Source organism: Streptomyces sp. SID12488 (assembly GCF_010548275.1).
Taxonomy (GTDB): domain Bacteria; phylum Actinomycetota; class Actinomycetes; order Streptomycetales; family Streptomycetaceae; genus Streptomyces.
The window spans coordinates 70633-83962 of record NZ_JAAGLT010000030.1 but is presented as its reverse complement, the minus strand read 5'-3'; the positions used below and the strand labels follow the sequence as shown (position 1 = coordinate 83962).

10 protein-coding genes and 3 pseudogenes are annotated in these 13330 nt (G+C 67.9%); 7 read left to right on the top strand and 6 right to left on the bottom strand.

What is annotated here, in order from left to right:
• Nucleotides 1–2: 2 nt before the first annotated feature.
• A pseudogene (locus G3I56_RS33955) lies at nucleotides 3–986 on the bottom strand (IS630 family transposase); the annotation flags it as partial.
• A gap of 97 nt (nucleotides 987–1083) precedes the next feature.
• Between G3I56_RS33955 and G3I56_RS45150 the strand changes: the two are divergent.
• Nucleotides 1084–2433 (top strand): transposase, encoded by a 1350-nt coding sequence (locus G3I56_RS45150; protein ID WP_203691298.1) that lies wholly within the window; start codon nucleotides 1084–1086, stop codon nucleotides 2431–2433.
• On the top strand, nucleotides 2322–2795 hold the full coding sequence (locus G3I56_RS45145) for a transposase (RefSeq protein WP_343240132.1): 474 nt from the start codon (nucleotides 2322–2324) through the stop codon (nucleotides 2793–2795). The genes G3I56_RS45150 and G3I56_RS45145 overlap by 112 nt, the downstream gene beginning before the upstream one ends.
• Before the next feature lie 264 nt (nucleotides 2796–3059).
• On the opposite strand, the gene G3I56_RS44285 is transcribed toward G3I56_RS45145, so the two are convergent.
• From G3I56_RS44285 to G3I56_RS33930, 4 genes and pseudogenes are all read right to left on the bottom strand, one after another.
• Entirely contained in the window at nucleotides 3060–4472 is a 1413-nt protein-coding gene (locus tag G3I56_RS44285; RefSeq protein ID WP_239135268.1) for a hypothetical protein, read from the bottom strand.
• A 428-nt stretch (nucleotides 4473–4900) separates the two neighbouring features.
• Nucleotides 4901–5035 (bottom strand): annotated as a pseudogene (locus G3I56_RS45140) (DUF4158 domain-containing protein); the annotation flags it as partial.
• 348 nt (nucleotides 5036–5383) lie between these two features.
• Complete coding sequence (locus G3I56_RS33935) at nucleotides 5384–6103, bottom strand: hypothetical protein (RefSeq protein WP_164415805.1); 720 nt, start codon at nucleotides 6101–6103, stop codon at nucleotides 5384–5386.
• Between the two features lie 259 nt (nucleotides 6104–6362).
• A complete protein-coding gene (locus G3I56_RS33930) occupies nucleotides 6363–6737 on the bottom strand; it encodes a hypothetical protein (RefSeq protein ID WP_164415803.1) in 375 nt (124 codons plus the stop codon).
• 1183 nt (nucleotides 6738–7920) lie between these two features.
• Here G3I56_RS33930 and G3I56_RS33925 point away from each other — a divergent pair.
• Entirely contained in the window at nucleotides 7921–8145 is a 225-nt protein-coding gene (locus G3I56_RS33925) for a hypothetical protein (protein WP_164415801.1), read from the top strand.
• A 98-nt stretch (nucleotides 8146–8243) separates the two neighbouring features.
• Nucleotides 8244–8525 (top strand): annotated as a pseudogene (locus tag G3I56_RS33920) (hypothetical protein); the annotation flags it as partial.
• Nucleotides 8526–9145: 620 nt separating this feature from the next.
• Here the strand turns inward: G3I56_RS33920 and G3I56_RS33915 are convergent.
• Nucleotides 9146–9349 (bottom strand): cold-shock protein, encoded by a 204-nt coding sequence (locus G3I56_RS33915; RefSeq protein WP_164319327.1) that lies wholly within the window; start codon nucleotides 9347–9349, stop codon nucleotides 9146–9148.
• 821 nt (nucleotides 9350–10170) lie between these two features.
• Between G3I56_RS33915 and G3I56_RS33910 the strand changes: the two genes are divergently transcribed.
• The 3 genes from G3I56_RS33910 (at nucleotide 10171) to G3I56_RS33900 (ending at nucleotide 13314) form a co-directional block, all read left to right on the top strand.
• Nucleotides 10171–11268: an IS110 family transposase gene (locus tag G3I56_RS33910; protein WP_203691296.1), complete on the top strand. Its 1098-nt coding sequence runs from the start codon at nucleotides 10171–10173 to the stop codon at nucleotides 11266–11268.
• 32 nt (nucleotides 11269–11300) lie between these two features.
• Nucleotides 11301–12596 carry a 4-carboxymuconolactone decarboxylase gene (gene pcaC / locus G3I56_RS33905; protein ID WP_164415799.1) on the top strand — a complete coding sequence of 432 codons (1296 nt, stop codon included), beginning with the start codon at nucleotides 11301–11303 and terminating at the stop codon, nucleotides 12594–12596.
• An 85-nt stretch (nucleotides 12597–12681) separates the two neighbouring features.
• Nucleotides 12682–13314, top strand: coding sequence for an MBL fold metallo-hydrolase (locus G3I56_RS33900; RefSeq protein ID WP_164415797.1), 633 nt, complete (start codon nucleotides 12682–12684; stop codon nucleotides 13312–13314).
• Nucleotides 13315–13330 lie beyond the last annotated feature (16 nt).

The following is a 13330-nucleotide window of genomic DNA, read 5'->3' as shown; positions in this document are numbered from 1 at the left end:
CGCTAGTGTCCTGCGCCGGAGATCCGTCGGCAGAAGCGGGCGAGGGAGTCGAGGATCTCTTCGGCTGTCTTGGTCCAGATGAACGGCTTGGGGTCTTCGTTCCAGTCTTTGACCCAGGCGCGGATGTCGGCTTCGAGGGCCTGGATGTTTTTGTGTGCGCCGCGGCGGATCATCTGGTGGGCGAGGTAGCCGAACCACCGCTCGACCTGGTTGATCCAGGAGGAGCCGGTCGGGGTGAAGTGCAGTTCGAACCGCGGGTGCCTGGCCAGCCAGGCTTTGATCGCGGGGGTCTTGTGGGTGCCGTAGTTGTCCACGATCAGGTGGATCTGCAGGTGGGCGGGGACCGCCTTGTCGATCCGGATCAGGAACTTCTTGAACTCCGCGGCCCGGTGCCGGCGGTGCAGGGCAGTGATGACTTCTCCCGTGGCGACGTCGAACGCGGCGAACAACGTGGTCAGGCCGTTGCGGACGTAGGCGTGGGTGCGCCGCTCGGGCATGCCCGGCATTATCGGCAGCACCGGCTGGGACCGGTCCAGCGCCTGGATCTGCGACTTCTCGTCCACCGAGAGCACCACCGCACCCTCGGGCGGGTTGAAGTACAGCCCCACGACGTCGTAGACCTTCTCCACGAACAACGGATCCGTCGACAGCTTGAACGTGTCCGCCAGATGCGGCTTGAGCTGGAACTGCCGCCAGATCCGGCCGACCGTGGACTTCGACAGGCCGCTGTGCTGGGCCATCGATTTCCGGGACCAGTGAGTGGCGTTCTTCGGTAGCTTCTCCAGCGTGGTGACCACGACCGCTTCGACCTGGTCGACGCTGATGGTGGGCGGCCTGCCCGGCCTCGGCTCGTCGGTCAGACCGTCCAGCCGCTCGGCGAGGAAACGCCGCCGCCACTTGCGGACCGTGTCCGCGGTCACCCGAAGCTCCCGGGCGACCGCGACGATCGGCGGCACCTCCGCCCCCGCACACGCCAGGACAATCCGTGACTCTGCTGCGCAATTCGCTGCGGGGGTAAGGCCGGGTCGGCGATGATCGTTGGCGGGGTCGCCTTCCTGTCGTGCGGTCCTGGAGGCGGTACGGATGTCGATGCGGCCGGTGGGGTTGCCGGAGATCCCGGAACAGACGGTGGTGGTGGCCCGGGCGGCGTTTCCGAAGGGGAGCCTGGCGATACGAGTGCGGGATCGCCTCGCGGAGGTCTTCGTCGATGAGCCGTTCACGGAGGCGTTCGGGGTGCGCGGGGCGCCGGGACTGTCGCCGGGGGTGTTGTCGCTGGTGATGGTGTTGCAGTTCGCGGAGGGCCTGACGGATCGGCAGGCCGCGGCGATGGCGGTGCGGGCGATCGACTGGAAGTACGCGCTCGGTGCGGAGCTGACGGACACCGGATTCGACGCGAGTGTGCTGTGCCGGTTCCGGGCCCGGCTCGCGGACAACGGTATGGAGCGGGTGGTCTTCGACCGGCTCCTTGAGCACTGCAAGGACGCCGGCCTGGTGGCGGCCGGAGGCAAGCAGCGCACCGATTCCACCCATGTGATCAGTGCGGTGCGGGACTTGAACCGTCTGGAGCTGGCCGGGGAGAGTGTGCGGGCGGCCCTGGAGGCCCTCGCGGTCGCGGCACCGGCCTGGCTGGCCGGACACATCAACGTCACTGAGTTCGCCGAGCGGTACGGGCCGCGGGTCGACGGCTGGCGCATGCCGCCCTCGCAGACGAAACGTGACCGTCTCGCCCAGGTCTTCGGGCAGGATGCCATCGCCTTGTGCCGGGCGGCCTGGGCCGATGACGCTCCGGCCTGGATTCGCGAGATCGAGGCCGTGGGCTTGTTGCGGCAGGTCCTCGTGCAGACCTACATCGTCCGGACCGATGCCCGGGGACGGCAGGTGATCAAGAAGCGGGACGCCGACGACGGCGTCCCGCCCGGCCAACTCCGCCTGGCCTCCCCCTACGACTCCGACGCACGCTGGGCGGCCAAGGGCGACGACCTGTTCTGGATGGGCTACAAGATCCATCTCACGGAGACCTGCACCACCCTCCCCGACGCCGACGCCGACGCCGACGTGGGCACAGGGGTGATGCCGAATCTGATCACCGACGTGCACACCACCGACGCGACCGTGCCGGATGTGAAGGCGACCGCCCCGATCCAGCGCAAGCTCGCCGAGCACGGAGTGCAGCCCGGCGAGCACTACCTCGACTCCGGCTACCCGTCGGCCGACCTGATCACCAAGGCCCTGAAACAGGGCATCCGCATGGTCACCCGGTCCTCCAGGACCACTCTGACCAGGCCAAGGCCGCCGAAGGCTTCGACAAGAACGCCTTCACCATCAACTGGAAGACCCGCCAGGTCCGCTGCCCCGCCGGCAGGACCAGCTCCCACTGGAACCCGGTCAAACAGCACGGCAAAGACGCGATCGTCATCACCTTCAGCGTCCTGACCTGCCGGGACTGCCCTCTCCAGAAGCAGTGCACCACCTCGAAGACCGGGCGCCGCATGCTCACCCTGCGTCCCGCGGAACTCCACGAGAACCTCGCCCGGGCCCGCGCCGAGCAGAAGACCGACACCTGGAAGAACAAGTACGCCCTGCGTGCCGGAGTCGAGGGCACCATCAACCAGGCCCTCGACATCACCGGCATCCGCCGGGCCCGCTACCGCGGCCTGCCGAAAGTCCGCCTCCAACACGCCTTCTCCGCCACCGCACTCAACGTGATCAGGCTCGACGCCCACTGGACCACAGGCCCCCTCAACCGCCCCCGCACCAGCAGACTCGAACGACTCAGCTACAGACTCTCCGCCTGAACGAATTGCGCAGCAGAGTCATCCGTGCCCGCAAAGCCAAAGCCTGGGCCGATGTCGCCCGACGCGTCCACCGCTCCAACACCGCCCGCTCCTCAGCGGACAGCAGCAACGGCACCAACTTGGGGCCCCGACGAGGAACTGACGCACCAGCAGCAGAAGTCACACACCAACTAACGATCAACTACTGGCGCAGGACACTAGCGTCGCGGCAGCAGACGGCGCCAGGTGAAGCGCGGTCACCGCTTGAGGAGGCGTGACCTCCGATCAGCCCCCGAAGAGCGCTGCCACCGACGCGATGATGGCCAGGGCGGGTTGCGCGATGTCCGCGCTGCCGGCCAGCAGTTCGCGGAGGCGGTCCATGCGGGTGCGGACGGCGGGCACGTCCGGTTCGGGTTCGCTGGTCAGGCGAGCCAGGTCGTGTATCGTGCCGGCCGCCTCGTCGCGCTGGTCGTCGGACAGGGCCCTGCTGGACAGAACCAGTTCGAGGAGCCGGGTCAGATCATCACCGCCCGCGCTCGGCCCGTACGTGTTCTGGAAGTCGCGAATCACCGTGTCCTTCGGGCGGTTGACGAACGTGGTCTTCTCGCCCTGGAAGATGAAGTTCTCCGACACCGCTGCTCCTGACGTGACGACGACTCGGCAGTTGACGAACGTATGGGCGTGATCCGTGCGGGACGACTGTACGGTGCTCAGTCGGCCCTTGATGGCATCCGCCGCCGCGCGTACGCGCGCGAACGCCTCGGCGTCGGCGGCCCGTCCCGTGGTGGCGAGGATACCCAGTACGTCCTGGGGCGACGGCTTGGGCCTGGTGGGCAGCGGCTTGCGCCACCACTCGGGATCTTGCCGCTGGATTTCGGCGAACCATTCCTCAAACCGCTCGTGAGCCACGGTCTCCTCTGCGCGCATCTCCGCCTGGATGCTGGGAGCAGAGGTGCCGCGCATGGCGCGGAGTGCAGTCGCGATACCTCCGAACAGGGAGCGGAAGGAGCCGACCGAGACGTCCTCGATGCGGAACACGACCTTCTCCGCCTCGGCCGGTGACCCTCCGGTCGGCTGGAAGAACACCAGACACGGCAGGAGCGTGTGGTCGAGCCCCATGAAGTCGGCGATCTCGTAGGCGCCTTGGCGGTCGTAGGGCCGCCAGTTCAGCCACCTCATCATGGCCAACGTCCGGTACAGCTCCGGTTCCAGGTGCCCCCGCCAGTACCTCTTGGCCGTCCGCCAGTCAGTGGGCCGCTCGACGACGAACACCCGGGTCGCCGGGCCGGAGAGGGCGTTCAGATCGTCGAAATGCGTACGGACGTAGGCCGCGAGTTCCGTGTCGGCATCGGTGTACAGCAACACGCCCCACAGACGCGGGCCACCGTCCGGCGGGAGAACCCCCTCGGCGAGTACAAGCCTGCGGATCAGCGCGGCCGAGTCCTTGATGGGGGCGAGCCTGTACTGCTCCTCTTGAGGATGCTCAATGCACAGCACCAGCGGGTCGTCCTCGGCCAGGCCGAGGTCGGCGATGCGCTGGTCGGCCGGTAGCTTCTCGCTGGTCACGGCATCGTCGAGCCACATGTCCAACGGCTGTGTCGGCCAGCGTGAGATCTTCGTTGCACGTGCTTCGGCGAAGGCCGCCTGGATGAGCCCGCCGACCGTCGCGCACTCCGGCACGGAAACTTCGATCATCATCCCGTCAACGTGCCGGCCAAGGGCCCGCCAGCGTTCCGTACCCGGCTCGGCGAACGGCCCGTCATCAGCGAACAGTCTGTTGTACGCCTCGTCGCCCGGTCGCCACCGATGATCGGCAATGTCCCCCTCGGCAACATAGATCTTCAAGCGCAACAGCCGCCCCCTCGTTACCAGTTCGTCCTACCGAGTATGGGCAACGCGAGCCCCGCGGCAGCGACTTTCACCCGATCGAGTGAGAGGGAGTTCGTCCAGCCTGGGGCACGCAGTGCGCACCGGCGCCCGATCCCGGGGCTCCCGGAGCTTGGCTGCGGCGTGCTCTTCCGGCTCCACCAAGGCGCTTCCGCGGGCCCCAATTGGTGAAGCCTGTACCGCGACGATCTGAACTGGCCCCACGAGTGACGAGCCAGAAGGGCCAAGTGGAAGCCCCCACCACGCCGCTTCGCGATCAGCTTCCGGGCCTCGCCATCAAGGAAGAAGAACCGTTCCAGCTCAGGTCTCGTCGGCTCATCCGCGAACGATCCAAACGCGGTGGCCTGCTCATCAGTCAACAACTCCACGGGCATATCGCGGACGTAACCAGCCGAGGCGAGCGAACGTGGATCTTCCGCTGAACACCCCCGACGAGTCGATCATGTGTGCTAAACGACCAAGATCAAGTGCTTAGCGCTAATGGCTGTTCCGTTGGTCCAGTAGGAGACCCCGAAGTGAGCGATGAGCCGGTCTAGGAAGCGGCACACCACGCGTGCTTGGCGGGTAACAGCACGACGCTGGGGTCCCTATGGGGATGCTGGGCCCCTTGGGGGCACCGGCGTTTCGGGGACGGGTAGGCAGCGACCTCGGCGATGTCCTCGTGCATCAAGGTGCGCTGCGCCCGATGGCCCGGTCTCGTTCCGGGCGGGTGCCCGGAGGGATCAGATGAAGGCGGCAGCGGCAAGGACGACCGAGACCGCGGCAGCGCCGGCGGGCCAGTACAGCCAGCGGCGGCGCCCGGCGGAGATCGCAGCTGCCATCAGGTATTCAGCCACTACGCCGATCGCGGTGGCGGCCGCGAGCAGCAGTGCGCGGTTGCCTGCTTGCTCGGCGAGGTCTGCCTGGCGGTTCTGTTCGACTCGCATGGCAGGCCATTGCTCTGGTTCTGCGCCGAGCGCGGTGATCGTAGCCGGGTCAATACCGCCGTCGGCGTGGCTGGGTATCCGGCCCATGTGCTCGGCCATGCGCCGCAGTTGGGCGGCGACGGCTGTTTCGGCGTTGGCTACCTCCAGCTCGGGCTGTGTGTCCCGAGCGGTTGTGGTCTCCAACGCCATCGTGGTGCGCACAGCTGCCTGTATGTCGGCAGTGTGGGCCGCCTGGACGCTGTTGGTGAGGAATGCTGAGCGTTCGCCGCTCGCGGCGATGCTGGTGGCGAGCTGGACCGCCCGGCGCGCCGCTTCGGCCTGGGCGCGCTGTTCGCTGCCTGTTGCGGCGAGCTGACCCAGTGGAAGGAAGAAGAGCAGGCTGAAGACGAGCAGGTGAAACCAGGCGGCCCGGCGCTGCTCGGGTGGGGTGGTTGCCGGCTGCGGGATGATCTCAGGGTTTCGCAGAATGCGAATGTCAGGCGGTGGGGGCCGTCGCCATGCGACGGGCCTGAGCACGCTCGCGGCGATGACAGCGGCAAGGCCAGCGGGGCTTCGTCGGCATAGACTCGGCGGACATCGTCCTGCACGGCTGCCTGCCGTTTGACGTCCTCGCGGACAGCGTCCTGATAGGCGCCGCCTGCCTGGCTGAACTGCCAGGTGCACACCAGTGTCCCCAGCGACACGATGATGATCAGCCCGATCTGGACGCGGATGCGAACGCTGAACCGCCGGCGGGGCCCCGGTGCTGGCGCTGGTGCCGGCGGGGTCGGAGCGGTCACGACGCGGCCCGCAGAAACACGAACTGCAGGTCGTCCTCGCCGGTCAGGGTGAGTACCTCGTCGGCCACCGCCCAGGTGAAGTTCTTCGGGGTCAAGGGTTCCGGCCGGTCGGTGTAATCATCCCCGGGAAACCGGGGGTCCTTCCTCGTTGTGGAAGCAGACGAGGGACGCAGGGTCAGCTGCTGACCGTCAATGTCAACTTTCCCTACGGCGGTGGTCTTCAGTAGATAGAAGTCGTCCTTCTGCTCGGACCGGGGGTAGGTCAGCACGCCCGCGTACGCGTACCTGCCATCGCCAGTAAAGCGGTACGCGAGCGTGGTGTTCGAACCCGGCTGCGCGCTCTCCCAGGCTCCGACCAGGATCTCAGGCATCACACTGGCCTGAGTGGGAGCCGCCGGGGAAGTAGAGATCGTCGGGGTCGGCGTGGGGCTGGGCCCGTCCGAGGGCGGGGAGCATGCCGCTGTGGCCACCGCCGCCAGCAAAATCGTTAACGCCGTACGGGCTCCGTGTGAAAGTGCATGGAGAATCATCAGCCGCCCCCCGCGCCGCAGTGCCTGAGAAAGCCCGGTCGGTCATCCCCCGCTGACTTGCCGTACGTAGCTCACGCCGTCCAGCAGCAGGTTCTCGAATTTGTATCCGTAGCCCCCGTCGAAGGGCGTAATCGACCACTCACTGACCTGTAGAGGACCGCCAGGAATGTGAAGAGTCATCGAGGAGCCCTCCACTACCGCCGGCCCACGGAGCACCTGACCGTTGTTGTAGTGCATCGCCCACGTATCCGTCGGCGAAGAAATCGATCTTTGTCGCGCGCGCACTGCCCACACCGTCGCCGTCCCACTCTCCGACGAGTTCCTCCGGGACCTGCCCCGGCGTGGGCGTCGTGGGCGCAGGAGGCTCGGACGGGGAGCTGAGTGATGTGGTCGGTGGATCAGGATCCGGCGTGGGAGGCGACGGCTCGTTTCCTCCACAGCCCATGACCGCGCACAGTACGGTCACTGCGACCCCACGTGTGAGTAGCACCCTCACGGCAGCCCCCCCGCCCCCGGTACTGCACCCCGGTGGGAGCAGTGGCTCGCATATGACAGTAGCCCCGCCTCATCCGCTCTGAAATATCACCAGGTAAATCGGTTAATATCGAGCAATTTGCGGCATGAGTCGACCTGTTGAGGCAACTTCGAAGGGTGCGGCTCTGTTTGAGGGACGATGATCAGCGGGGGTTTCGCGTTCCGGTGGTTCGGTAAGTCCCTGGGGGGGCAGCGCCCCGGGACCGCGGGCACGTAGCGGTAGAGGCGCTCGTACGAGGTCACCTTGGGCGGCGAGGCATTCGGGGCCCATCGTGGCCCGGTCGACTTCCATGAACGCGCACAGTCACTGCCCCGTCTCCCAAGCGCCAGAACTGGCGACACTTGAATACGCGAGCCCACCAGTACCAAGGCCGAGGTCAGCGACCGCTTCCATATGTGGCAGGGGCTGTCGCGTCGTGTCCAGGATGTCGCGGCTGCCCATCGGGGCTGCCTGCCCGCGGCTCTTCCGCCGGCCGAAGAGGCAGACCCGGTGCCGGATGACGAGACCGCCGAGGACACCGCAGCGGACATCCGGGCCGGACGGCACGCCAGGAGGCTGTTCCAGGCCCTGCACTCCCTGACCGCATCCAGCCACAGGTACGGTGCCATGGCCCGGGAGCTCGGCCTGGACCGCCGCGCGGTGCGCAAGTATGCCCGGGCGGGCTTGTTCCGGCATGGAGATGGCGCCCGCATGGGCGAACGCCTACGGGGCTGATCGTCGAAGTGTCGTAGCTGCGAAGGAGGTTGACGTGATGTCAGAACTTCTGTCCGCAGCTGTATTGGTCGGCACACCCGCTTGACCAGCAGGTTCCTGCCAACTATGCCGTCCTTCTGCCCTGGTGGGCGGAAGTCGCGAAGGGGTCTGGGACACGGCTCTACATCGGGGAGGCCCTCTACAAGGCGGGTGACCCGGCGCAGCCTGCGGAGTGGCAGGACCCGGCGGAGCTTTCCCGGCATCTGACTCTCGCCAAGGAGCACCCGGAGGTGCGGGGGCACGTGTTCTTCGCTGCCAAGGAGGTGAAGGCGGACAAGATCGGGGCCATGGCCCGGGTGGTTGCCGACCACTACCAGGGGCTGGCGAGGACTCCCCGGTGATCGAGGGTCCGGCCGTCTACAGGGCGGTCATGGAGGTTTTGAGTCGGCATCCTGAATCGGAACGGTCTCGGATACTGGGTGTGCTGTTCCCGGATCGTGTGGCTGCCCGGGATGAGCGGCGGCCTTCCCGTTCCTGCACACCGCTTCCGCGTAGAGGTGCTGGCGGTGGCTCGATCAAGGTCGCGGTCACAAGACAAGGGCCCAGGGCCCGATGCCTGGTACAGCGGCCCGGGGATGGGGCGGGCCCTGCCGGTACGGCGCCTCATCGTGGGCCCTGATGGGGGTGTCCCGGCCCGTGTGCCCCTCGGCTCGCGGTGTGAGGGTGGTCGTGGTGCCGGCCCCCTTGGTGCCAACGACGCCGGAGGCGGAGCGGTCAGGCATGCGTGGCCTCCGCGGCACGGCTTCACCCACGGCCCATGCCCCCATCCAGGGGACGAAAGTCATACCGGACAGGGAGGTTAACTGTCCGCCCGCAGGGACCTGAAATGACCGCTACCTGGACGGCCCGCCGTCCGTGGAGATACGCGCCATAGAAGAGCCCGGCCGGTAGTAACGGCCCGGCCGGGCTTTTCACAGGGCGTGCGCCAGTGACCTGGCGGCGCCTGCTGAACAGACGAGCGTCAGGCGGGGGTGATGTTCTCCGCCTGGGGGCCCTTCTGACCTTGGGTGACGTCGAAGTTCACCTTCTGGCCTTCCTGAAGCTCGCGGAAGCCGGAGCTGGCGATGTTCGAGTAGTGGGCGAAGACGTCCGGGCCGCCACCGTCCTGCTCGATGAAGCCGAAACCCTTTTCGGCGTTGAACCACTTAACGATGCCGCTGGCCATGTGTCCTCCAAGGGGACTCGAAATCGGTCCCGCACCGTGCGGGAACCGGAGGTGATCGCCCTGGTCCTCAGAGACGGTGAACAACAAAATCGCCCGTGAGGGTGTGCTCACGGGCGACCGGTACTTCGGAACCATGACAGCTACCGCAGACGGTACACGCACTGTTCTGCTCGCACCACGAGGACATCGATGCTTCCGTGGAGCTCGATCACGGTGATGCCGCGGACAAGGTAACTGCGCGTGTGCCGACATGGGGGCGGCAGCCTCCCCGGTATCGGGTGATTCCGGCGCTGCTCCGAGGCTGTATTTGTCTCCTTGATGCCCATGACGGTTCCTGACATGAGACCCCCGCTGGACGGGAGTTCGTGGTCGTCGGACCGTCGCCGGGGACTGGGCCAACGCCCAACTACCGTACGGGCGCGTGCCGGTCGTATCCGGCTGGTGCGGCGGGTGACTTGGGTGTCTGTCAATGCCGGTCACGAGCAGACGAAGGGTGAGGCCATCCTCTCGTCTGGAGTCAGCAGTTGGTCTCCGGTCCGGACGAAGTCTTCCGAGAGTGATCGGACGTCGCCTTTGTGCCGGTGCTGGTGGGACTGTTGCGTGGTGCTGTCCCGGGCGGGGTCTGACTCATGAGATCTATGACCGAAGTGTCCAGTCACAGGCTTGTCGACTGTCGTTGCGGGATGGTGTCTGCTGTCACCGAGCCACAGGGCGTGTCCCAATAGGGGCCTTGCCGAAGTTCAGGCGCCATCACGGTTCAGACCGCCCGTCCAGGCCGGTGCCAGCCACCCAGTACGTCACCACGCGGGAGGCGAACCATCATGACGACCAGACAGCGCAGCACTTCCTCCAGCACGGATCCTCCCGTTCGGCGCGAGGTCGTTCTGGGCGTGGACACGCACGGCGAGATTCACGTTGCGGCCGTGGTCTCCCCGTTGGGGGAGGTCCTGGGTACTGAGTCCTTTCCGGCTACGGCGACCGGCTATGTTCGGCTGCTCGTCTGGGCCCGCAGGCTGGGGGTGGTGCGCCGGGCTGGTGTGGAGGGCACCGGTACCTTCGGTGCGGGCCTGTCCCGCTATCTGCTGGCTCAGGACGTCCAGGTGTACGAAGTGAACCGGCCCGACCGCTCGGCCCGCCGTCTGCTCGGGAAGTCGGACCCGCTCGATGCGCAGGCTGCCGCGCGAGCTGTGCTCAGCGGTCGCGCCCGGGCCCGGGCTAAAACCGGCGACGGTCCGGTGCACAGTGCCCGGATGTTCAAACTCGCCAAGGACTCCGCGGTCAAGGCCCGCACCCAGGCGATCAACCAGCTCAAGGCCGTCCTGGTCATAGCTGACCCTGCCTTGCGGGAGCGGTTGTCGAGCCTGGGCAATGCCGAGTTGTTCCGCACGTGCGCGAGCCTCGGCCTGCGCGACGGCGGGGGCGACGAGGACGCGGTGGCCCAGGCCACCCACATGACCCTGAGCATGCTCGCCGAGCGCATCGAGCAGCTCACCGGGCAGATCGATGAGCTGAACCGGCGCCTGACCCGGCTCGTCGAACGCCACGCCCCGCAGCTGCTCGTACCGGTGGGCATCGGCCCGGACAGTGCCGTCACTCTCCTGATCACCATGGGAGACAACCCCGAGCGGCTGAACACCGAGGCATCCTTTGCCGCCCTTTGCGGAGTCAGCCCCGTCGAGTACTCCTCGGGCCGGCGGAGCACGCGCCGGCTCAACCACGGCGGCGACCGACAGGCGAACGCCGCCCTGCACCGCATCGTGTTCACCCGGCTGCGCCACGACCCGCGCACCCAGGCGTACTACGAACGCCGCACCCAGGAGGGCAAGACCCGCCGTGAGATCATCCGATGCCTCAAGCGGTATGCCGCCCGAGAGGTCTTCAACCTGGTCAGGACGGTATCGATCGCCCCCCAGTCATAGGGGCGTCCGTGAGAGATGAGAGGGTTTGACGGGTGAGCGAGACACCACCGAACACCCTGCAATACCGCTTTGACGGGCCAGAAGAGGCTCCGGTCCTGATCTTGGGTCCCTCCCTGGGTACTACATGGCACATGTGGGACCGGCAGGTGCCCGAGCTGGTGAAGCAGTGGCGGGTCTTCCGGTTCGATCTGCCCGGGCACGGCGGTGCACCCGCGCATCCCGCCGGGTCGGTCGCCGGCCTGGCCACCCGTCTGCTCGCCACGCTCGACACGGTCGGCGTGCAGCGCTTCGGCTACGCGGGCTGCGCGCTCGGCGGTGCGATCGGCGCCGAACTGGCGTTGCGCCACCCGGAGCGGCTGGCCTCGCTCGCGCTGATCGCCGCCTCGCCGCGTTTCGGGACGGCCGACGAGTTCCGCCAGCGCGGGGTGATCGTCCGGACGAACGGGCTCGGCCCCATCGCGCGTACGTCACCCGAGCGCTGGTTCACCAGCGGCTTCGCCGCCGCGCAGCCCGCGATCACCGAGTGGGCCGTACAGATGGTCCGCACCACCGACCCCGGCTGCTACATCGCGGCCTGCGAATCGCTCGCCTCCTTCGACGTACGGGGCGAACTGGCCCGTGTCGGTGTGCCGACCCTCGTCCTCGTCGGGTCCGACGACCAGGTCACCGGCCCCGCCGAGGCCCGCACCCTGGTCGCGGGCATCCCGGACGCCCGCCTCGCCGTGGTGCCCGGCGCCTCCCACCTGGTGCCGGTCGAGCAGCCCGCGGCCGTCACCGACCTCCTCGTACGTCACTTCTCGACGGCGTGGCAGCCCGTGTACGACACCGGAACCGGCCCGGCGGCCGTCTCGGCGCCCCCGTTCAAGCCGGTTCCGGCCGCACTCCAGCCGATCACCCCCATCGCGGAGATCGCGCCGCCCGCCCCGCAGCCCGAGGCGCAGAGCCGCCCGGACCAGTACGACGCCGGGCTGAAGGTCCGGCGTGAGGTGCTCGGCGACGCGCATGTCGACCGGGCGCTCACGCAGGCGGACGAGTTCTCCGGGGACTTCCAGGACTTCATCACCCGGTACGCGTGGGGCGAGATCTGGAACCGGCCCGGCCTCGACCGGCGCTCCCGCAGCTGTGTCACCCTCACCGCCCTCGTCGCGGGCGGCCACCTCGACGAACTCGCCTTCCACACCCGCGCCGCCCTCCGTAACGGACTCACCCCGGTCGAGATCAGGGAAGTGCTGCTCCAGGCCGCCGTCTACTGCGGGGTACCGGCCGCGAACAGCGCGTTCAAGGTGGCCCAGCAGGTCATCCGCGAGGAGACGACGCCCGAGGGATGACGCTCGCGGGGCGACCCCCGAGCCGGGTGGTGAGAGCACCGGCCCCAGCCGCTCACAGCCCGGGCCCGCGCGGCAGGATGGACCCATGAAGCTCACGAAGAAGTCGCACGCCTGCGTCCGCCTGGAGAAGAACGGGCAGACGCTCGTCCTCGACCCCGGCGGATTCAGCGAGGAGGACGCGGCCGCCGGCGCCGACGCGATCCTGGTCACGCACGAGCACGCGGACCACTACGACGAGGGACGCCTGCGCGCCGCCCTGGACGCCAACCCGGCCGCCGAGCTCTGGACCCTCGCCGCGGTCGCGGAGCAGCTCTCCGCCGCCTTCCCCGGCCGCGTCCACACCGTCGGCCACGGCGACACGTTCACCGCCGCGGGCTTCGACGTGCAGGTCCACGGCGAACTGCACGCCGTGATCCACCCGGACATCCCGCGCATCACGAACGTCGGCTACCTCGTCGACGGCGCCGTCTTCCACCCGGGAGACGCCCTCACCGTCCCCGACCACCCGGTCGACACGCTGCTGCTCCCGGTCATGGCCCCGTGGAGCAAGCTCTCAGAGGTCGTCGACTACGTCCGCGAGGTCAAGCCTCGGCGCGCGTACGACATCCACGACGCCCTCCTCACGGACCTCGCCCTCCCGATCTACGGCCGGCTGGTCGGCGCCCGGGGCGGTGCCGAGCACGCGCGGCTGACGCCGGGGACGTCGGCGGAGGTCTGAGGAGGTCTGAAGGGCG

Coding starts and splice junctions, on each gene's coding strand:
- G3I56_RS45150 (WP_203691298.1), top strand. CDS start 1,084: ATGTCGATGCGGCCGGTGGGGTTGCCGGAGATCCCGGAACAGACGGTG.
- G3I56_RS33900 (WP_164415797.1), top strand. CDS start 12,682: ATGAAGCTCACGAAGAAGTCGCACGCCTGCGTCCGCCTGGAGAAGAAC.
- G3I56_RS33930 (WP_164415803.1), bottom strand. CDS start 6,737: ATGCCTGAGATCCTGGTCGGAGCCTGGGAGAGCGCGCAGCCGGGTTCG.
- G3I56_RS33915 (WP_164319327.1), bottom strand. CDS start 9,349: ATGGCCAGCGGCATCGTTAAGTGGTTCAACGCCGAAAAGGGTTTCGGC.
- G3I56_RS44285 (WP_239135268.1), bottom strand. CDS start 4,472: ATGATGATCGAAGTTTCCGTGCCGGAGTGCGCGACGGTCGGCGGGCTC.
- G3I56_RS33910 (WP_203691296.1), top strand. CDS start 10,171: ATGACGACCAGACAGCGCAGCACTTCCTCCAGCACGGATCCTCCCGTT.